This is a genomic window from Nitrobacter sp. TKz-YC02, assembly GCF_049852135.1.
GTDB classification, from domain to species: Bacteria; Pseudomonadota; Alphaproteobacteria; order Rhizobiales; family Xanthobacteraceae; genus Nitrobacter; species Nitrobacter vulgaris.
The window spans coordinates 208,168-228,316 of record NZ_CP180728.1; the positions used below are offsets into that span (position 1 = coordinate 208,168).

A 20,149-nucleotide genomic window follows, 5' to 3' on the forward strand; every position below is an offset into this window, starting at 1 on the left:
CGACCGGTTGAAAGGCAGGCGTCAGATGACGCCCGCGAGGACCGCTTTCTCGGCCGCCTGGACGGCATCGGGTGTTCCGACATGCATCCAGACGCCGTCGAGCCGCAGCCCGAACAGCCGGTCCCGCTCATTGGCGAGATCGAACACCTTCGTCAGCGGAAACTCGCTTAGGGGCGTGTCGGCGAACAATGCGGGCGACATAATGGCGGCGCCGGCATAGACAAACGGCACGACCTGATTTTCTTTCCGCCTGCGAAGCGCTCCGTTGGAGAGCATAGCGTAATCGCCGCTGCCACTGTAGCCGATGCTGTTCGCGGTCGGCGCCATCAGCAGCAGAATGTCCATGCGCGCGGGATCGAAGGCCTCGGTCAACCGCATCAGGTTGGAACGCGCGCCGTCGATCCACATCGTATCGGCATTAAGATGGAAGAACGGTGCCTCGCCGAGCAGCGGCAGGGCCTTGACCACGGCGCCTCCGGTGCCCAGCACCTCATTGCGCTCATCTGAGATAATGATCCGCGGCCTGATGCGGTGCGCGACATGATCGATGATCTGATCGGGAAGATAGCGCACGTTAACGACCGCTTCTTCGACGCTGGTCTCCGCCAACTTGTCCAGTACGTGATCGAGCAGCGGCTTGCCGGCCACTGGCACCATGGGCTTGGGCATCCGCTCGGTCAGCGGCCGCATGCGCAGGCCGAGGCCCGCGGCGAGCACCATGGCTTTGGTAGGAGTAACTGGCATGTCTTAGCTCACGCACATCGTCGATTCAGCGAACTATAGCGGTTTCGAGCGAAGTGGATACCCGGTTCGCGTGAAGAAAACGCGTCAAATCAGAGTCATAAAGCCACGCTTCTGATTTCATCAGAAGCGTATCACGCCGCGTTGCGAATCGCACTGATAACTCCGGCGATACGCGCCCGAGATGATGAGGCGCCCATGATAGCGGAGGGGTTGCCGGATTGGATGGTGGGATGCGGGCGGAAACCGCACCGCGCTTCTTCATTCGCTCCAGGATCAGGTGTCCGCCGTGACGCTGTTTTGCCGACCTGTCTTTTTCTTTTTGTCGCTCTGCTTCAGGAAATTGACGCCAACCTGGTCGCCATTGACCCAGGCCAGTTCGCAGCGACGATAGGCAAGACCCGTGGATGACAGCAGCAGAAAAAACTCCTTGAGATGCAGGCCTTCGATGGAGCCTTCGATAGTCAGCTTGGCGCCGATTTCCGATACGTCCTCGATGGTGCAGTCGCGGCGCCAGGTGCCGTCGATGCCCATCATGCGCGCGCTGTAACCGCGCTCGAAGGTGACGCGCTCGCCTTTGCGCCGTTCTACACCCATGATGTGCTCCGCCTTGGAATGACGACTCTGCCGCGATCCGCGGGATAGATCTAGGGCTCCGAAGCTACGGTGCTACTTCTAAAAAGGCGTAAAATAAAACGGTTCAACCCGCCGGAGGCGGAACGTGATTCTGATACCACTCTTGGGCCGCTGATAACGCCGGGTGAGCCAGCGAGCGGGTGAGATAGGTCCAGATCCGGGGTTGATGTCGCAGATAGTGCGGTTTGCCATCGCGCCGATTGAGTCGCGCGAACGTGCCGAGCAGTCGGGTGTTGCGTTGTGCCGATATGATGGCATACAGCTCGGCGAAACCGGCGGGATCGAACCGCGCTTCCGATTCCAGCCGCGCCTTCACGTAGCGGGTAAGCAACGCGAGTTCGATCGATTCGGGAACGTCCACCCGCGCATCCTGCAAAAGCGAGACCAGATCGTAGGCGGCGGGACCGAGCACGGTGTCCTGAAAGTCGATGATGCCGACCTTTCGGATATCTCGCTGTTGCTCCAACCAGATTAAATTGGGCGAGTGGAAATCACGCAACACCCAGGTTCTGGACGCAGCACTCGGTTTCGCCAGCAATGCGCGCCAGATTGTCGTGAACTCCGCGCGCAGGTCTTCGCTCGGTTCAATGCCGCGGTCGATCAGATACCAGTCCAGCATCAGGCCGACCTCGACCAGCATCGCTTCGGTATCGAACACCGGAATGGTGTAGGCGATGTTCGCCGCCACCGGAAGCGTGTCGGGCAGTGTCTGACAATGCAGCGCGGCCAGTAGATCGGTAGCCGTTTGATAGCGCTCGACGATCGGCGTCGGCGGCGTGCCTTCGACGAAGCTGGCGCTGCCGAAATCTTCGGTAATCAGGAATCCCGACTCCAAATCGGCATGATGGATCACCGGCGCGGAGAAGCCTTGGTCGCGCAGGCCGCGGGCGATCGCGACGAAGGGCTTGATGTCTTCGGCAAGATGCACCGCCGCGCTGTAGGATTTGCCGTCGTGGATCGCCGGTCCATCGGGTCGCCGTGGCGCGTTCATCAGGATGAAACTGCCATCGCTGCAGATTATCCGGGCGTATGAGCGCGTCGAAGCGTCTCCGGGCATGCGGCGCCGCTCCGCGTCCAGACACCCGGCATCGTCGAGGAATCGGCGAAGCGCGGCAAGCCGCGCAACCTGCGAGGCGGCCTTGCCATACCCGGTGATTTCGGCGGCGCGCGCGGCTAATCCGAGTGCCGGACTGTGGCTGATGGCGATGTCGATCCGATCAGCAGGCAGGCTGCCGGCTGCGCGGTCCGGCCATTCGATCAGGACCAGCGTGTCTTCGGGCAGCGGCGCGAGGCCAATCTCCTCAAGTTCATCGGGGCCACCGATGCGATAGAGGTCGGCGTGGAGCAGCGGACAGGGTGGCAGATCGTAGTGTTGCGCCAGCGTGAAGGTCGGGCTCGGCACCTCGATCGTGTCGTCGCCCGCGAGATACCGGATCATGGCGCGGGCGGCGGAGGTCTTGCCTGCGCCGAGATCGCCGGACAGCGTGATGACGTCCCCGGGACCGATCAGGAGCGCGAGGTCGGCCATGAGATGAGCGGTCGCAGTCTCGTTGAGGAGCGCGGTTGCGAATCTCGACGGTCCACTCATTCGGCGGCGTTTCGGTGGGCGGTTTGGTCAAGCGGAAAATCACACACGACCCGGGTGCCGCTCTTGGTGGTGGAATCGAAATGCACGCGTCCGCCATGGAGTTCCACGAAGGAGCGCACCAGCGAGAGGCCCAGGCCGGGGCCGCGATGGCGCGATCCGTTCGCGTGGCTTTCGAACCAGTCGAACACCTTGTCCTTGACGTCGGGCGAAATGCCGGGACCTTCGTCCATCACGGCAAATCTCACGCTGTGCTCGGCGCGCCGGGCGCTCACCGTGATCACGGCGTCCGGCGGCGAGAAATTGGCGGCATTGGCAAGCAGGTTATAGAGAACCTGAACGATGCGGCGCTCGTCGCCGATGAAGTTGCCGATGTCCGGATCGACATCGACATTCAGCACGATTCGATCGCGGGTTAGGCGGTCCTGAATGCCTTCCGCTGCCGCCGCGATGGTCTTGCGGACATCGACTGGCCCGAGCTCAAGCGTCATGGCGCCGGCGTCGATGGTGGCGAGGTCGAGGATGTTGTTGGTCAGCGCCAGCAGCGCGTCGGTCGACGAGGTGATGTAGTTGACATACTCGGCTTGCTTCTCGGTGAGCGGCCCCGTGCCGGGATCGTTCATCAGATGCGCGAAGCCGATGATGGTCGTCAGGGGCGAGCGAAGTTCGTACGAGACGTGATGGACGAAATCGATTTTCATCTGATCGGCGGTCTCGAGCGCATCGTTGCGCTCGCGCAGCGCGCGCTCCACGTTCTCGCTATCTGTGATGTCATGGAAGGTCAGCATGGTGGCGCCGTCCGGAAGCGGCATGGTCATGCAGTCCAGTATGCTACCGTCCTTGCGCTCGAGCTTGAGTGGCACTGAGGTGCGATTGTCGATGCCGGTGACCGCCCTGCGGATCGTCTGCCAGGCGTCATTGTCGTCGAACAACGGTTTGCACCACGCCTCGACCGTATCGATATGCGGTTGCTGCGAGAGCGCCTCGGGCGAAAGCTTCCACATCCGCGCAAAGGCGGGATTGAAAAGCTGCGCGCGTCCGTTACTGCCGAAAACCGCGACTGCTTCGGTCAGGCTGTCGAGGGTCTCGCGCTGCACGGTGATGAGCCGGTCATATCGCCGAGCCAGATTCAGGCTTTCCGTGACATCGTCAAACAGGTAGGTGACACCGCCCTCCGGATTCGGCGTGGTGACGATGCTGAGTGCGCGCCCGTCCGGCAGATACCATACGTCCTTGACGGCCTCGTTGGCGCGATAGGCTTCATGTAGGCGTGCTTTCCATGCGCGGAAGTCCGGCTGCTCCGGTAATTTGCGCGCCGCGCGCAGGCGATCGAGCACGCTGGAATCGTCGGGATTGCCGTCGAGAAAGGGGCGGTCGAGGTCCCACAGCCGTCGATAGGAGTCGTTGTAGAACGCGAGCCGCTGCTGCCCGTCGAACACGGCGACGCCGGATGACAATTGGTCGAGGGTTCGGCGATGTGCGTCCGCCATCCGTTCCAACGCCTGCCTTAGCTCCGTAGCCTCGCTGACGTCGAGCGCGACGCTGGCGCTCCCGCCGGTGGTCCGCAGTGCGTGGATGTCGTGCATGCGCCGCTCGCCGCCGATGACGATCGGCAACCGCGCGGTAAAAGTGGCATGATCGTTCAGCGCCCGCGCCATCGCGATACGGTCCTCGCTGTCGAGCAGTTCGAGATTGCGCTGGATGGCGTCAGTTGCGTGGGCGGCGTCGGTGGCGCGCGCATAGGCCGCGTTGGCGAAGGAGATATTGCCGTCTTCGCCTCTCGCCCAGAGCGGCCATGGCGCTGCGGCTGCGAACGCCCGCAGCATCTCTGTTTCCGCCAGGAGACTGTTGTGACGCAGAGTCATCTCGGCGAGGTCGCGCCGCAAACCGCCAAGATCGCGGATACGCACGATGGCCTGGCCGCCGATGGCGCGGCCCATCGCTTCTACAGTGCGTCCGGCCGACGTGACCAGATTGAGCAGAAAGCCTTCTCCGGCATTGCGCAGCGCATCGACCGCGTGATCCATCTGCAACGCTGGCTCAGGCAGCAGCCAGGTTCCGAACGCCAAAACCCGCAAGGGCTGTTTTGTATCCTGTGGTAACAGCAGCGCGGTATCGCCGCTGACCTGGGGACGGTCCTCGCCAGCGCCCCACGAAATCAAAATCTGCGGTTCCACGAATAGAAGGGCGCGAAAGCGGTCGGCCTCCGATTGAAGTTCGCGGATTTCAGCACGCAGCCGCTGTTCGTTCGCGGCGGCGCGGATGCGCGTGCGCATCAGCAGGATAGCGGCGACCACCGAGAAACTCAGTACGCCGAGCGCCATTGCCAGCGCAGTCAAATCCTGCCGACTGAGATTCATGAAAGTCTGGAGCAGCCGCTCGGCCAGCGCTGGTTCGGCTGCCCAAGCGGGCGATATGTCAATGAGGCTGACCGCGCCGGCACCGGCGATGCCGCCCGGCACCAGCGAGGTGCATGACAGTAAGGTCCGACGCATCACGCCGATTACGCCTGACATCTTTGCCCCAAAACCGCACGACGATGTTCGACCGGCAGACCGTTCGCCGTTCACGAATCGACCACCATTATGCTTAAGCGGACTCGGGGGGTAAGAGTCCAGACCGTGAACGGGAATCCGGCAATGGAAAAATGCGCGGCCGCGACATTTTCGAAACGATTTTCTTGAAGATGCGCGGCAGGGGCTAAAGCGGGATGAGGTTTGATTGAATCGTCATGTCCGGTTCTATTCCAGACACCCGTCTTGACATATGAATCCCACCAAAGACGTGGATGGGCGTCATCCTGGCGCCCGTTTCCTCCCCGACGGTGGCCGAAACTGAGTCGGGTCGCCGCGCGCTTAGTCCCGCGCGCAAGAGGAGGAGGAGCCGTCATGTTACGATTAGCAATCGCGTTTGTATTGGCACTGGCCGCGACCGCGGCCAACGCGCAAGATACCAAGTCTGGACAATCGCACACGCCGGCTGTTGGCAGCGCGGATGGGACACGGCCGTTCCTATTTGATGGACGATTGCCGGGTGACGGAGTCCGGCGGGGAACGCTCGACGAAGATCATCACCCCAACGCCGGCGCCATCGTGGTGCCGCCGAAAGCAAACGAGCCCGCGCCCGAACGATGAGTTCGCGCACCAGTGAAGCTAGCGTCCGGTCGAACCGAATCCACCGCTGCCGCGGGTCGTTGCCGACAACGACACTGCGCGCGCGAGTTCAACGCGCGTCACTGGCGCCACGACCATCTGTGCGATGCGTTCACCGCGGCGGATGGTGAATGATGCCGTTCCGAGGTTAACGAGGAGGACGTTGATCTCGCCCCGATAATCGGCGTCCACGGTGCCGGGCGAATTCAGCACGGTAACCCCATGCTTGGCAGCGAGGCCGGAGCGCGGCCGCACCTGCGCCTCGAATCCGTCGGGCAATGCGATGATCAGCCCGGTCGGAACCATCGCATGCTGTCCGGCTGCGAGAACCAGCGGCGCCTGTTCGGGAATCGCGGCGACGAGATCAAGGCCGGCCGCCTGGCTGCTTTGGTAGCAAGGCAGCGGAAGACCCTCGGCATGAGGCAGTTGCACGACCTCAACCTTGATCGGGCCGCTCACTTCGACGAAGCCGTCACGGTTGAGACGATGCGTTCGATCAGCATTGCGGCCACCTCTTCCTTGGTCATGACGGCGAAGGACTCGGTCTTGATCTCGCCGCCTTCGCCGCGCGTCAACAGATGCACCGTGTTTCGGTCGCCGCCCATCACGCCGGTTCCGGGGGAGACATCGTTGGCGACGATCCAGTCGCAGCCTTTGCGTGCGAATTTTGCCTTGGCATTCTCGATGAGATGTTCAGTTTCGGCGGCGAAGCCGATCACGAGGGGCGGGCGTTTGTCGCGCAGGTTTGAGATAGTTGCGAGGATGTCCGGGTTCTCTGTCAGTTGCAGCGGCGGAATCCCGGCCGTGGTCTTCTTCAATTTCTGCACGCCTTCGTGCGCGACGCGCCAGTCGGCAACCGCAGCCGAGAAAATCGCGATGTCGGTGGGCAGCGCGGCTTCCACAGCCGCCAGCATCTCCCGCGCGGATTCGACATGCTCCACGGTGACGCCGGCGGGGTCATCGAGGTCGACCGGACCGGAAATCAGCGCCACCTCGGCTCCGGCTGCCTGCGCCGCCGCTGCAATGGCAAAGCCTTGCTTGCCCGAGGAGCGGTTGGCGATATAGCGCACGGGATCGATCGGCTCGAGGGTCGGTCCTGCGGTGATCAGGATTCGGCGGCCCTTCAATGGTTGCGCCTGCGGAGGCCTGAGAATCCGCTCGGCGGCGGTCGCGATCGTCACAGGCTCGGCCATGCGGCCAACGCCAGTCTCACCCGCTTCCGCCATTTCACCGGCGTCAGGACCGATCATGGCGACGCCATCGCGCGCGAGCTGCGCCACGTTGCGACGTGTCGCCGGGTTGTTCCACATCAGCGGGTTCATCGCCGGTGCCAGCAAAATCGGCTTGTCGGCGGCGAGCAAAATGGCGCTCGCGAGATCGTCAGCGTGGCCGTGTGCCATCTTTGCCATCAGGTCGGCGGTTGCAGGCGCTACCACGATGAGGTCACAGTCCCGCGCGAGCCGGATATGGCCCGCGTCGAATTCGCTTCCGGGGTCGAACAGGTCGGTATAGCAACGCTCATCTGAAAGCGCCCCGGCGCTCAGGGGCGTGACGAATTGCTGCGCAGCATTTGTCATGACGCATCGCACAATAAAACCGCGCTCCTTCAATCGTCGGATCAGATCGAGCGCCTTATAAGCGGCGATCCCGCCGCCAATGATCAGTGTTATTCTAAGTAAACTATTGATATTAAGCAATAAATTATGCGCACGTGGGATTGTTGCGTTGCGGGATATGTTGCTGGCGGTGGTGACCGCCGGTGCAGCGGGAGTTGCAGCCTCGCGCAGGATAACGCGGACCTCGTCCTCGACCGAACGGCCGTTGCGGGCGGCCCGCATCCGCAACCCGGCCTTGATGGCGTCGTCGAGCTTGCGGATGGTCAGGCTGGCCATGATAGTCCTGCGATCACATATGATTGCATTGATATCAGTCGATAGGTGTCACTGCAATCAAATCGATCAATGCGCGGTCCAAAGCAGACCCATAAGCGCCGCGGCGATGACCCATAGTGCCAGAATGTTCCAGCGCTGACTGCGTTCTTCAGCCCGCTTGATCTCCGCAATGGTGTCAGGCCCCAATGTCAGCCCTTCTCGCGCCATCGCCTCGAACTGCTCGATGAGAGAAACCGTTCGCGAGGCGATCGCCGGCAACCCACCGAGCAGGCGGCCAAGCTCGCCTGCGCCGGCCATCGCGCCCTGCATCCGTCCGATCGGGCCGAGATTCTCCGTAATCCATTCGCGGACGACCGGATCGGCCACTGTCCAGATATCCAATTTAGGGTCGAAGCTGCGCGCCACCCCTTCGACCACCACCATGGTCTTCTGCAACAGGATCAGTTCGGGGCGCGTCTGCATGTCGAACAGGCCGGTGACCTCGAGCAGCAGCGTCAGCAGCTTGGCCATCGAGATTTCCTCGGCGGTGCGATTGTGGATCGGCTCGCCGATGGCGCGGATCGCTTGCGCGAAATTCTCCACCGAGTGATGACCCGGCACATAACCGGCCTCGAAATGCACCTCGGCGACGCGGCGGTAGTCACGCGTGATAAAGCCGAGCAGAATTTCGGCAAGGAAACGCCGCTCTTTCAATCCCAGCCGTCCCATGATGCCGAAGTCGACCGCGACCAGCCGGCCCGATTCATCGAGAAACAGGTTGCCCGGATGCATGTCCGCGTGAAAGAAGCCGTCGCGCAGCGCGTGGCGTAGAAAACTCTGGATCACCTTGCGGCCGAGCTCGGGCAGATCGGCTTTCGCCTGCGCAAGACGCGCATGATCGTTCAGCGCGATGCCGTCGATCCACTCCATCGTCAGCACGTTGTGAGTGGTGCGATCCCAGTCCACAGTAGGAACGCGAAAGTCCCGATCGTCGCGGGTGTTCTCCGCCATCTCCGACAGTGCGGCCGCCTCCAGCCGCAGGTCCATTTCCATCGCTACCGATCGAGACATGGTGTTGATGATTTCGATGAGGCGCAGCCGCCGCGCTTCGGCCGAATGCGCTTCTGCCTTGTTGGCGACGAAAAAAAAGTCCGAGAGGTCGCGTCGAAAGCGTGCGCCGACGTTGGGCCTCAACACCTTGACCGCAACCTGCTTTCGGACGCCGTTCTTCTCGACCTCGCCGCGATGGACCTGTGCGATCGAGGCTGCCGCCACCGGCGGTCCGAAACTTGCGAAAACCTGTGTCACGGGTCTTTCCAAAGACGCCGCGACCACCGCTTCAGCTTCCGCTTGTGAAAACGGCGGCAAGCGGTCCTGCAGGCTTTCCAGATCGCGAGCCATGGCGATGCCGATGACATCGGGGCGCGTGGCCAGAAATTGTCCAAGCTTGAGATAGGCTGGCCCGAGTCGCGTTAGCGCGCGCGTTAGCCGCGAGCCGGATTTCGCGCCGCGGCGCTCGACGAGGCGTGCCATGCGCAGCGCGAGCTGTCCGGGCGGCGGCACCAGCGAGGGATCGACGACGCCGAACACGCCTTCGCGCGCGAACACGAACGCGGCGCGTGCCAGCCGCGCGACGTGGGATAATGCGGAGATCACAAACGCCAGCCCGAGTGTAGTGCGACGATGCCGCCGGAGAGCGCCTGCCAGGTCACGCGGGCGAAGCCGGCGTCACGGATCATGTCGGCAAAGGCGTTCGGCTTCGGAAAATTGCGGATTGATTCGACCAGATACTGATAGGAGTCGGTGTCGCCTGTGACGGTGCGGCCGAGCGGCGGGATCACCTTGAAAGAAAACAGGTCGTAGATTTTGTCGAGTCCCGGCACATCGACCGTCGAGAATTCGAGACAGAGAAGCCGGCCGCCTGGCTTTAGCACCCGAAACGCTTCGCGCAGCGCGGCGTCGATGCGCGGCACGTTGCGGATGCCGAAAGCGATGGTATAGGCGTCAAAACTGCGATCCGCGAACGCCAATGCCTCGGCGTTACCTTCGACGAACGACACCTGATGATCGAGATGCGTCTTGATGGCGCGCTCGCGGCCGACCGCGAGCATATCCGGATTGATGTCGCAGACGGTGGTCTGAAATCCGTGGCCCGCGGCTTTCGCGGCCCGAAAGGCGATGTCCCCGGTGCCGCCTGCGACATCGAGCAGCGAAAACGGCGCATCGCTGCGCGGCGGGTTCAGCGCCGTGATCATCACATCCTTCCAGACACGGTGCAGTCCGCCGGACATCAGATCGTTCATCAGGTCGTAACGCTGCGCCACGCTGTGAAAGACGTCGTTCACCAGCGTCTGCTTGTCCACCAGGGGGACCTCCCTGAAGCCGAAATGCGTCTGGTCCTCTCGATCCATGCCCATTTTCTCCATGACCGAACCATAGCCTGCCATGCTGCGCTGCGCTACAAGCCAGGTCGATCTGAGGATGGATCGCCATCGGAGAGTGGTTAACCGGCGACATCAAGAGGGAAGCGTCCATGTCTCCAAAGTTTGCCAGCGTGACCCCCACCCTCCGGATGTTCGATGTCCGCAAGGCGCGGGAGTTCTACCTCGATTTTCTCGGCTTCAAGGTCGATTTCGAACATCGGTTCGAGCCGGATCTGCCGCTCTACATGGGGATATCGCTGGGCTCGGCGGTGCTGCATCTCAGCGAACACCATGGAGGCTGCTCGCCCGGCGCACGGATCATCATCGAGACGACGGGGCTTGCGGATTATCAGGCTGGGCTGCTTGCCAAGCGTTACGGCTATGCCCGGCCGGGATTGGAGCGCCAGCCCTGGGGGGCTACCACCATGACGGTGACCGATCCGTTCTATAACTGGCTGGTCTTCAGCGAAGAAAACGAGACCCCGGCTTAGAACGCCGGAGAATCCCACGAAACGAGTGCAGCGGTGCCTGAACTTCCCGAGGTCGAAACCGTACGCCGCGGCTTGCAGCCAGCGATGGAGGGAGCGACCATCGTCCGCGCCGAGACCCGGCGCAAGGACCTGCGGTTTCCGTTCCAGACCGATTTCGTCGCCCGCCTGGAGGGCCAGGTCGTGACCAGGCTCGGGCGGCGGGCGAAGTACCTGCTGGCGGACCTCGCATCCGGCGACGTGCTGTTGATGCATCTCGGCATGTCCGGATCGTTTCGCGTGATCGATGCGGCTGGAGCCGCGGCTCCGGGCGATTTTCACCATCGGCGCAACGAGGGCCGCGTCCACGATCATGTGTGCTTTACGATGTCCACCGGCGTCGAGATCGTGTTCAACGATCCGCGCCGTTTCGGGTACATGAAGGTTGTCGCGCGCGAAGCGTTTGACGACGAGCCGCTACTGAGAGGACTCGGCCCGGAGCCGCTTGGGAATGAATTTGACGCGGCGATGCTGGCGCGTTCGTGCCGCGATAAGAAGACCAGCCTGAAGGCCGCGCTGCTCGATCAGCGCGTGGTCGCGGGGCTCGGCAACATCTATGTGTGCGAGGCGCTGTTTCGCGCACGACTTTCGCCGCGCCGTCTCGCCTCGACGCTTGCCCTGAAAACGGGTGCGCCGTCTGAGCGCGCCGAACGACTGGTCGCTGCCATTCATGACGTGCTCAATCAGGCGATCAAGGCGGGAGGCTCCTCGCTTCGCGATCATCGTCAGACCACGGGCGAACTCGGTTACTTCCAGCATTCGTTTCGGGTCTACGATCGCGAGGGCGACAAGTGCCGGACGCCGGCATGCAAGGGCACGGTGAGGCGCTTCACCCAGAATGGACGCTCGACGTTCTGGTGTCCGGGTTGCCAGACGTAACCCGGTTCAGCCAGCCGAGTGGATGGGCCGACTTATCTCCGTACGCAGATGACGCGAACCACGGCGGCTTCTGCATCAAGCGTTCCGTCGGACGTCACATCGTTCGCTTTCAGAAAATCGCGGACGGCTTCCACTGGAGCGAGCACGGCCTGTGCGGCCGGCGCCACATCCGAAAGCCCGGCGATGTCCGCCGGCTTCAGGAGTGCAAGCCCTGCGAGCTTTCCGTTTGCATCGAGCGCCGCCGCGCCGGAAAAACCCAAGGCCGGCGCCGGCGTCAGCATCAATTCATCGCCGCCCTGCGTCACCGAGGCCTTGACGCGACTGACGGCGGAGCCGCCGCCCTGGTTTTGCGGATCGGTGATGCCGACCAGATCGACGCCGCCTTTTGCCGCATCGCGACCGAGCGCGATCGGATGCAATCCATGTGCGCCGTAGATGCGCAGTAGCGCGAGGCCGTGATCCTTGTCGTCGGCGATCCGATCGGCATTGCCATGGCCCGCGACGACAATCGACCGGCATCCGTCGGTGGCGTCGCGTCCGGTGATGATCGCGCCGTCGCTGCTGACGGTCACGCCGCTTGCATATTCCACCATCTTGCGAAGCGCCGGACCGTTCGCCGGAAACGGGTCGAATGCGCTCGACATGGCGATCACCACCGGCTCCATGATGCCTTCGGTGGCCTGATCGTAGAGAATGGTCAGGATGCGTGCCTCGCTATCGCGGAGTTGGCCGCGCATGTAGAATTTCTTCAGACCTTGTGTGCCTGACAGCACGAAGATATCCGGTTTGACGGCGCTATAGTCGATCTTGCGACCGACGGGCTGCTTGCGTTCGTGGTCGACAAGCCTTGCGGTTGTGAGGCCGGCTTCCTTGCGGCGCATGACGAAGATCTGGATCGTGCCGGTTGAAGAACTCCATTTCGTGCCTTCGCCCTCGCTCGATTGCTGCGGCACCAGCCTCGCCGGCAGGCCCAGCCGAACGCCGATAGCGGCATCGGCGGCGATCTTCCAGCCGACATTCGCGCGCGCTTTCCGCGCCGCCGCGGCGAGAACGCCGCGTTCCTGCGGGTTAAGCACGCCGGTCTGCTTGCCGCCCTGATCGTTCTGGAATGCTTTGATCGCGGTGATGAGCCTGTCGCTGACCTCGCCATTGATGAGGCCGTTATAGTGGCTGGTCCATGCCAGGTCGGATTGAAGTGCCTGAAGCGCCGCGGGTGCCATCGCGCTCACGGTATCGGCCGGGGTTTGCGCCGGCGGGCGGGCGGCTGCCGGTTTGTTTTTCGCGCTTCCGGCAGTGCCGCCGGTTTGCGCTTGGGCATACATCGTGGTGGCCACGATCATCAATGCCGCGGCCATCGTCGCTCGCATGGCAGCTTTCGCCTCCGTTGAAACGGCGCTATTGAAACACATCTGCTTGGTCGGTAACAGCAGCCACTGAGGTTCAGGCCACGTTGCGGCGCTGGATCGAGAGACGAGAACGATAGGGACGATGCTGAGCGCCGACGAACTTGAACGCTATGCCCGCCACATCGTGATGCGCGAAGTCGGCGGCCCCGGCCAGAACGCGCTGCGCAATGCGCGCGTGCTGATGATTGGAGCAGGGGGTCTCGGCGCGCCGGCGCTGATGTATCTGGCGGCCGCGGGCGTGGGTACGCTCGGCGTCATCGATGACGACGCGGTGACGCTGTCGAATTTGCAGCGCCAGATCATTCACGCGACGCCGGATATCGGCAGTCCCAAGGTTCAGAGCGCCGCTGACAAAATCCGCGCGCTCAACCCGCACGTCGCATTCCACGCCCATCACATGCGGCTGGATGCGGCGAATGCGTTGTCACTGTTTGCAGACTACGACGTTGTCGCCGACGGCTCGGATAATTTCACCACGCGCTATCTGGTGGCCGATGCCTGTTATCTGGCGAAAAAGCCGCTGGTGACCGCCGCGCTCGGGGTGTTCGACGGATCGCTGACGACGATCCGCGCGCACGAGACGAATGCCAATGGCGAGTTCAATCCGACGTACCGTTGCCTGTTCCCCGAACCGCCACCGGAGGGCACGGTGCCGAGCTGCCAGCAAGCGGGCATTCTCGGCGCGCTGGCCGGTGTGCTCGGCTCGATGACGGCGTTAGAAGTGATCCGTGAGATCGTTGGATTCGGCGAGGGGCTGGTCGGGCGTTTATTGATGGTGGATGCGCGCGCGATGCGGTTCGAGACGCTGAATTACAGGCGCGATCCGTCGAATCCGCTCAACGGCGATCATCCGACCATCACGGATTTAAGCGCGTATCGCTAGAGCGTTTTCGAGCGAAGTGGAATCCGGTTCGCGTGAAGAAAACGCGTCAAATCAAAAAGCTAAAGTCTTTCACCGTTCCGTGAAGCGGTGAAAGAATCTAGTCGCAGAGCTTCTTCCCTTCGTGCAAGGGGAGGAGAAAAAGCAAGGCGCGCTGTCTCACAACATGCTCGGTAGCACGCGGTCCGGCGGCTTGTGTGCATCGAGGAAGGTGCGAATGTTGATGATGACCTTCTCGCCCATCTCGACGCGGCCCTCGATGGTGGCGGACCCCATATGCGGCAGCAGCACGACCTTGCCGGCCTTGGCAAGGCGGACCAGCCTGGGGTTGACGGCGGGTTCGTGCTCGAACACGTCGAGCGCTGCGCCGGCGATTTCGCCGGCCTCGATCAGTTTCGTCAGCGTGTCCTCGTCGATGACAGTGCCGCGCGCGGTGTTGACGATGTAGGCGTCCTTGCGGATCAGCTTGAGGCGGCGCGCCGACAAGAGGTGGAAGGTGGCCGGGGTGTGCGGACAGTTCACCGAGATGATGTCCATCCGTGCCAGCATCTGGTCGAGCGAATCCCAATAGGTCGCGCCGAGCTCGTCGGCGATCTTCGGCGCCACGGGCTTGCGGTTATGGTAGTGGATTTGCAGGCCGAAGGCGTGGGCCCGGCGCGCCACGGCCTGACCGATGCGTCCCATGCCGATAATGCCGAGCCGCTTGCCGCCGAGCCGCCGGCCGAGCATCCAGGTCGGCGACCAGCCCGGCCAGTCACCGCCCGCGGTCAGCAGCGCGGCGCCCTCAATGAAACGGCGCGGGACTGCGAGAATCAGCGCCATAGTCATGTCGGCGGTGTCTTCGGTGAGAACGTTCGGCGTGTTGGTGACGGTGATGCCGCGCTCGTGCGCGGCGACGACATCGATATTGTCGACGCCGTTGCCGAACTGCGCGATCAGCTTCAGCTTGCAATCCGGCTGTTTCAGCACGGTCCCGTTAATATCGTCGGTCACCGTCGTGACCAGGATGTCGACGGTGCGGACGGCGTCCATGAGCTGTTCGGCCGTCATCGGCCGGTCGTCAAGATTGAGCCGCGCGTCAAAGAGTTCGCGCATTCGGGTCTCGACCGAGTCCGGCAGCTTGCGCGTGACGACAACCAGAGGCTTTTTCTTGATCGACATTTGATGCTCTCTAGTTTCCGATTTTCGAAATTCGTAGACCCCTGCGGCAACCTTTGATGAAACATCGGAGTGACGCGGTGACACCACGCGTTCGAGTTCGGAAACTGCCTGTGGCAACCCGCAATCCAAGCGAATCAGGTTCTGCGGACATACCGTTCAGTCCCTGTTAACCCACACGTTCGAAACTGCAGTCGCTGGCTGATATCGGCTGTCTCCCTGGTATCCCGGGTCCCTCGCATCTTCTGTGCACTTTCCCGGTCATCCTGGGTTTGATCCTCTCTAGCAGAAGGTCGTGCCAAGGCAAGACGGGTCCGGAAGACGGGGTGGCCGGTTCGGGTGGTATGGTGGACGTCTCGGGGGCAGGTGATGATGGTGAAATGGCGCACTATTTCCATGGTGTTCGCAGCAGCGATGCTGAGTGCGGCCGGGGTCGAAACCACCGCCGCCGCCAAGGACTCCGCGCTATCCACCAGCGGACTGCCGGTTCCGCGTTATGTGAGCCTGAAGTCCGACCACGTGAACGTCCGCGCCGGTCCGACCAAGGATAACGACGTCGCCTGGGTCTATACCAAGGCTGGCCTCCCCGTCGAAATCACTGCGGAATTCGAGAATTGGCGCCGCATCCGGGACTCCGAGGGAGCCGAGGGTTGGGTCTATCACTCGCTGCTGTCAGGCCGTCGCACCGCAGTCGTCACGATGAAGACGAAGAACGACTTCGCGCTGCTGTATGATCGCGCGGATGTTCAAGGCAATGTGGCTGCCCGCTTGCAGGCTGGCGTCGTGGCGCAGGTCAAACATTGCGCGTCGGGATGGTGCCATGTTGCGGGTGACGGCTTCGACGGCTGGATCGAGCAGCAGCGACTCTGGGGCGTCTATGCCGATGAGAAAATCAACTGATTGTTGTTCGGCCACGTTCGCCGGAACGTTGGACTAAACACCTCTCACAAAAACAAATGCCCGGCGCAAGGCCGGGCAGCGGGAACATCGTTCGAAACTGCGAGTCGGATCACCGCTTCTTGCGCAGCCGCACAACCATATCGATACGGCTGATCTCGTAGCCTTCCGGCACGTTCGGCATCTTCGGCATCACCAGATGCGGATCGGGGATGTCGACCAGTTCGTGATTGTTCTCAAGATAGAAGTGGTGATGGGCAGTGACGTTGGTATCGAAATACGTCTTGGTGCCATCGACGCTGACCTGGCGCAGCAGTCCGGCGTCGGTCAACTGATTGAGCGTGTTGTAAACGGTGGCGAGCGAAACAGGAACCTTGGCGAGAGTCGCTTCTTCGTAAAGCATTTCCGCCGTGAGATGGCGTGCGCCCTTGCCGAACAACAGCCAGCCAAGCGCCATACGCTGCCGGGTCGGCCGCAGCCCGACCGATTGCAGCATTTCGTTGACATCGTGCCAAGGGCAGCCGGTCAGCGTCGGCTGCCGCCCGTTACCGACCGCCGATACATCATGGTCGTCCTCGGTCACAACTACGATGTTCTCGCTTGTACTCACGCCATGCATCCGAAAAACTCTTAATCCAACCGTCAACCGTTCCCCAAGGGAGCTTGCTGTCTTGTACTATAGGAAAGAAGGTCCTTAGATGCAAGTTTTTCGCAACTAGAACGGCTCAAAACTCGTATCCGAGTTCCGCGCTTTTCAGCGGGCCTGACGCGTGCGGAGTAAAATTATATATACTTATCAATAAGTTAAGTTTTTGGTCGGATCGCAAGTTGGGACGAAGGGTAGCTGTCCCCGTAACCGTCACCTTATAATCGGCTTGGCAGGTCAGGCGAATCGCACGGTTGCCCGCCTCGCTCGAATCATCGCTTGCATCACATAGGATCGCCAGACGCTCACGCGAAACGGGCGCTCTTTGCCCCCTCCGGACCCTGTGTTAGAGAGCCACAATGCGCTGATCTTTAGGATCAGTGTCCGTCTCAGTTGAAAAAGCACACGTCTCGTGCGCCTTTCCAACCATCATTGTCCAACAGAGAGAAAGGCCACGCAGCATGCAGGACCGGCGCAGCAGCTATGATTACGAGGGTTTGCTGGCTTGCGGCCGGGGGGAGCTGTTCGGGCCGGGAAACGCCCAGTTGCCTTTGCCGCCGATGCTGATGTTCGATCGCATCACCGACATCACTGAAGATGGCGGGGAGTTTGGAAAAGGATTGATCCGCGCCGAACTCGACGTCAAACCCGACCTCTGGTTCTTCGGCTGCCATTTCAAGGGCGATCCGGTGATGCCCGGCTGCCTTGGCCTCGATGCGCTATGGCAGATGGTTGGATTTTTTCTGGGCTGGACGGGCGGTGAAGGCCGTGGACGTGCGCTCGGTATCGGCGACCTGAAGTTCTCCGGTCAGGTGCTGCCGCACATTCGCAAGGTCGTCTACAATGTCGACGTCAAGCGGGTGATGCGCTCGAAGCTCGTGCTCGGAATCGCGGACGGGTGGCTTTCCGCCGACGATGATATTATCTACCGCGCGAAAGACCTGAAGGTCGGCCTGTTCAAGCAGGATGCAAAACCGGGGACGTGACGGCCGAGGTCGCCGGATGATGCAGGTTGGGTTTTTGACGAGGACGTTTCATGAGACAACATGACTTTGATGCGAGGCGATCATGAGGCGGGTGGTCGTCACGGGGATGGGCATTGTCTCGTCGATCGGAAACAATACTCAGGAAGTGCTGTCCAGTCTCTTCGAGGCCAAATCCGGCATCACGCGCGCGGCGAAGTATGCGGAGCTCGGTTTTCGCTCTCAGGTGCAGGGTGCGCCGACGCTGAATCCGGCCGACGTAATCGATCGTCGCGCGATGCGCTTCCTCGCCGAAGGTGCGGCATGGAATCACGTTGCGATGGAGCAGGCGATCCGCGATTCGGGTCTAGAGCCGAATGACATCTCCAACGAGCGAACCGGAATCATTATGGGTTCCGGTGGCCCGTCCGCTCGTACAATCGTGGAAGCGGCTGATATAACGCGGAGCAAAGGCCCCAAGCGCGTCGGCCCGTTCGCGGTGCCCAAGGCGATGTCATCCACCGCGTCGGCGACGCTCGCCACCTGGTTCAAGATCAAGGGGGTCAACTACACCATTTCGTCGGCCTGCGCGACGTCCAACCACTGTATCGGCAACGCCTATGAGACCATTCAGTTCGGCAAGCAGGACATCATTTTCGCCGGCGGTTGTGAGGAACTCGACTGGTCGCTCTCGGTGCTGTTCGACGCCATGGGCGCGATGTCCTCGAAATACAACGATACGCCGGCGACAGCCTCGCGTGCCTATGATGTCAGTCGCGACGGCTTCGTGATCGCCGGCGGTGCCGGTGTCGTGGTTCTGGAAGAACTCGAGCACGCGAAGGCTCGCGGCGCACGCATTTACGGCGAAGTCGTCGGCTATGGCGCCACGTCTGACGGCTACGACATGGTCGCGCCGTCGGGCGAGGGCGCCGAGCGCTGCATGAAGATGGCGATGTCGACGGTGAAAACGAAAGTCGACTACATCAACCCGCACGCGACCTCGACGCCAGCGGGGGATCCGCCGGAAATCGAGGCGATCCGCAAGGTGTTCGGCACGGGTGACAAGTGCCCACCGATTTCCGCTACCAAGTCGCTGACGGGACATTCGCTCGGCGCGACCGGCGTACAGGAAGCGATCTATTCGCTTCTGATGATGAACAACGGCTTCATTTGCGAAAGCGCCAACATCACCGAACTCGATCCGGTGTTCGCGGATATGCCGATTGTGCGTAAGCGTATCGACAACGCCAAAATTGGCACGGCGATGTCGAACTCGTTTGGTTTCGGCGGGACCAATGCCACGCTGGTGTTCAAACGACTAGATGCGTAATCGGTTTGAGCGGCGGCGCTGAAGATCTTCGGCGTCGCGGCGATATCGATATTGTCAAGACCGGGCTTAGCGCGAAGCATGTCTTGCGCGGATGACCCGGCCATCCAAACCTTTTAACCTGTCCACGTCGCTAAGGCGTGGATGCCCGGCACGGGGCCGGGCATGACGGAGTCTCGCATGACACACCTGATGCAAGGCAAGCGCGGCTTGATCATGGGGGTCGCCAACGACCACTCGATCGCCTGGGGTATCGCCAAGACACTGGCTGCGCACGGCGCGGAACTGGCCTTTACCTACCAGGGCGAGGCGCTGGCCAAGCGGGTCAGGCCGCTCGCCGAATCGGTTGGCAGCAAAATGGTGCTGCCGTGCGATGTCGAGGACATCGCCTCTGTCGACAAGGTGTTCGCCGATATCGGCAAGGCCTGGGGCAAAATGGATTTCCTGGTTCATGCCATCGCGTTCTCCGACAAGAGCGAACTGAATGGCCGTTACGCCGACACCACGCGCGAGAATTTTGCGCGCACCATGCTGATCTCGTGTTTCGCCTTCACCGAAGCCGCGAAACGCGCCGCTGCCCTGATGCCGGACGGCGGCAGCATGCTCACGCTGACATATAACGGCGGCGACCGCGCGATGCCGAATTACAACGTGATGGGCGTCGCCAAGGCAGGGCTGGAAGCATCGGTGCGCTATCTGGCGGTCGATTTCGGCGGGCAGAACATCCGCGTCAATGCCATTTCGGCGGGTCCGATCCGCACGCTGGCCGGGGCCGGGATCGGCGATGCACGCTTCATGTTTGCGTTCCAGCAGAAGCATTCGCCGCGCGGACGTGGCGTCAGTCTCGATGAGCTTGGCGGCGCCGGGCTATATTTGTTGTCGGATCTGTCCGGCGGGGTGACCGGCGAGATTCATTTCGTCGATTCCGGCTACAACATCATTGCGATGCCGCAGCCCGACGCGTTGCGCGGCGATGGCATGAGCAACGGCGCGTCGAACGATGCGGCGAAGTAGGCTCTGAAGCGGTACGGCAGTCGCGTCTTCTCTCACAAGCGGAAA

General features: G+C 61.9%; 19 protein-coding genes. 8 read left to right on the plus strand and 11 right to left on the minus strand.

Features of this window, described 5'->3' with window-relative positions; all coding sequences use genetic code 11:
• Positions 1-21 precede the first annotated feature (21 nt).
• The 4 genes from ACM561_RS00985 to ACM561_RS01000 all read right to left on the minus strand — a co-directional run bounded on the left by ACM561_RS00985 (position 22) and on the right by ACM561_RS01000 (position 5,478).
• On the minus strand, positions 22-744 hold the full coding sequence (locus ACM561_RS00985; RefSeq protein WP_425907371.1) for a nucleotidyltransferase family protein: 723 nt from the start codon (positions 742-744) through the stop codon (positions 22-24).
• Positions 745-1,017: 273 nt separating this feature from the next.
• The gene (locus ACM561_RS00990) at positions 1,018-1,338 is read right to left on the minus strand and encodes a PilZ domain-containing protein (RefSeq protein WP_425907372.1); all 321 of its coding nucleotides are present in this window, start codon (positions 1,336-1,338) and stop codon (positions 1,018-1,020) included.
• Between the two features lie 103 nt (positions 1,339-1,441).
• Positions 1,442-2,965 carry a tRNA (adenosine(37)-N6)-threonylcarbamoyltransferase complex ATPase subunit type 1 TsaE gene (gene tsaE, locus ACM561_RS00995; RefSeq protein WP_425907374.1) on the minus strand — a complete coding sequence of 508 codons (1,524 nt, stop codon included), beginning with the start codon at positions 2,963-2,965 and terminating at the stop codon, positions 1,442-1,444.
• Positions 2,962-5,478 carry a PAS-domain containing protein gene (locus ACM561_RS01000; protein WP_425907376.1) on the minus strand — a complete coding sequence of 839 codons (2,517 nt, stop codon included), beginning with the start codon at positions 5,476-5,478 and terminating at the stop codon, positions 2,962-2,964. Before ACM561_RS01000 ends, tsaE begins: the two co-directional genes overlap by 4 nt.
• Positions 5,479-5,850: 372 nt before the next feature.
• Here ACM561_RS01000 and ACM561_RS01005 point away from each other — a divergent pair, with 372 nt between their 5' ends.
• Positions 5,851-6,096 (plus strand): hypothetical protein, encoded by a 246-nt coding sequence (locus ACM561_RS01005; protein WP_425907377.1) that lies wholly within the window; start codon positions 5,851-5,853, stop codon positions 6,094-6,096.
• 18 nt (positions 6,097-6,114) lie between these two features.
• On the opposite strand, the gene dut is transcribed toward ACM561_RS01005, so the two are convergent.
• The 4 genes from dut to ubiE form a co-directional block, all read right to left on the minus strand.
• Positions 6,115-6,573, minus strand: a complete 459-nt coding sequence (dut, locus tag ACM561_RS01010) for a dUTP diphosphatase (protein ID WP_425907378.1) — start codon at positions 6,571-6,573, stop codon at positions 6,115-6,117.
• Positions 6,570-8,006 (minus strand): bifunctional phosphopantothenoylcysteine decarboxylase/phosphopantothenate--cysteine ligase CoaBC, encoded by a 1,437-nt coding sequence (gene coaBC / locus ACM561_RS01015; RefSeq protein WP_425907380.1) that lies wholly within the window; start codon positions 8,004-8,006, stop codon positions 6,570-6,572. The genes dut and coaBC overlap by 4 nt, the downstream gene beginning before the upstream one ends.
• A gap of 66 nt (positions 8,007-8,072) precedes the next feature.
• Positions 8,073-9,641 (minus strand): 2-polyprenylphenol 6-hydroxylase, encoded by a 1,569-nt coding sequence (gene ubiB / locus ACM561_RS01020; RefSeq protein ID WP_425907382.1) that lies wholly within the window; start codon positions 9,639-9,641, stop codon positions 8,073-8,075.
• Complete coding sequence (ubiE, locus tag ACM561_RS01025) at positions 9,638-10,396, minus strand: bifunctional demethylmenaquinone methyltransferase/2-methoxy-6-polyprenyl-1,4-benzoquinol methylase UbiE (RefSeq protein ID WP_425909854.1); 759 nt, start codon at positions 10,394-10,396, stop codon at positions 9,638-9,640. The genes ubiB and ubiE overlap by 4 nt, the downstream gene beginning before the upstream one ends.
• Positions 10,397-10,518: 122 nt before the next feature.
• On the opposite strand from ubiE, the gene ACM561_RS01030 reads away from it, so the two are divergent.
• Together ACM561_RS01030 and mutM are read left to right on the plus strand one after the other, a co-directional pair.
• Positions 10,519-10,899, plus strand: a complete 381-nt coding sequence (locus ACM561_RS01030; protein ID WP_425907384.1) for a glyoxalase superfamily protein — start codon at positions 10,519-10,521, stop codon at positions 10,897-10,899.
• Between the two features lie 33 nt (positions 10,900-10,932).
• Positions 10,933-11,814 carry a bifunctional DNA-formamidopyrimidine glycosylase/DNA-(apurinic or apyrimidinic site) lyase gene (gene mutM / locus ACM561_RS01035; RefSeq protein ID WP_425907385.1) on the plus strand — a complete coding sequence of 294 codons (882 nt, stop codon included), beginning with the start codon at positions 10,933-10,935 and terminating at the stop codon, positions 11,812-11,814.
• A 32-nt stretch (positions 11,815-11,846) separates the two neighbouring features.
• On the opposite strand, the gene ACM561_RS01040 is transcribed toward mutM, so the two are convergent.
• Entirely contained in the window at positions 11,847-13,181 is a 1,335-nt protein-coding gene (locus ACM561_RS01040) for a serine protease (protein ID WP_425907387.1), read from the minus strand.
• Positions 13,182-13,302: 121 nt separating this feature from the next.
• Between ACM561_RS01040 and ACM561_RS01045 the strand changes: the two genes are divergently transcribed.
• Complete coding sequence (locus ACM561_RS01045; protein WP_425907389.1) at positions 13,303-14,103, plus strand: HesA/MoeB/ThiF family protein; 801 nt, start codon at positions 13,303-13,305, stop codon at positions 14,101-14,103.
• A 156-nt stretch (positions 14,104-14,259) separates the two neighbouring features.
• On the opposite strand, the gene ACM561_RS01050 is transcribed toward ACM561_RS01045, so the two are convergent.
• The gene (locus ACM561_RS01050; protein WP_309773358.1) at positions 14,260-15,261 is read right to left on the minus strand and encodes a 2-hydroxyacid dehydrogenase; all 1,002 of its coding nucleotides are present in this window, start codon (positions 15,259-15,261) and stop codon (positions 14,260-14,262) included.
• Between the two features lie 393 nt (positions 15,262-15,654).
• Between ACM561_RS01050 and ACM561_RS01055 the strand changes: the two genes are divergently transcribed.
• Entirely contained in the window at positions 15,655-16,158 is a 504-nt protein-coding gene (locus tag ACM561_RS01055; RefSeq protein WP_425909856.1) for an SH3 domain-containing protein, read from the plus strand.
• Positions 16,159-16,267: 109 nt separating this feature from the next.
• On the opposite strand, the gene irrA is transcribed toward ACM561_RS01055, so the two are convergent.
• Positions 16,268-16,774 carry an iron response transcriptional regulator IrrA gene (gene irrA / locus ACM561_RS01060; protein WP_425907391.1) on the minus strand — a complete coding sequence of 169 codons (507 nt, stop codon included), beginning with the start codon at positions 16,772-16,774 and terminating at the stop codon, positions 16,268-16,270.
• Between the two features lie 488 nt (positions 16,775-17,262).
• Here irrA and fabA point away from each other — a divergent pair, with 488 nt between their 5' ends.
• The 3 genes from fabA (at position 17,263) to fabI (ending at position 20,104) form a co-directional block, all read left to right on the plus strand.
• Complete coding sequence (gene fabA / locus ACM561_RS01065; RefSeq protein ID WP_309773356.1) at positions 17,263-17,787, plus strand: bifunctional 3-hydroxydecanoyl-ACP dehydratase/trans-2-decenoyl-ACP isomerase; 525 nt, start codon at positions 17,263-17,265, stop codon at positions 17,785-17,787.
• Positions 17,788-17,869: 82 nt separating this feature from the next.
• Positions 17,870-19,093: a beta-ketoacyl-ACP synthase I gene (gene fabB / locus ACM561_RS01070; RefSeq protein ID WP_425907393.1), complete on the plus strand. Its 1,224-nt coding sequence runs from the start codon at positions 17,870-17,872 to the stop codon at positions 19,091-19,093.
• A gap of 177 nt (positions 19,094-19,270) precedes the next feature.
• The gene (gene fabI / locus ACM561_RS01075) at positions 19,271-20,104 is read left to right on the plus strand and encodes an enoyl-ACP reductase FabI (RefSeq protein ID WP_425907395.1); all 834 of its coding nucleotides are present in this window, start codon (positions 19,271-19,273) and stop codon (positions 20,102-20,104) included.
• The last annotated feature ends 45 nt before the right edge of the window (positions 20,105-20,149 follow it).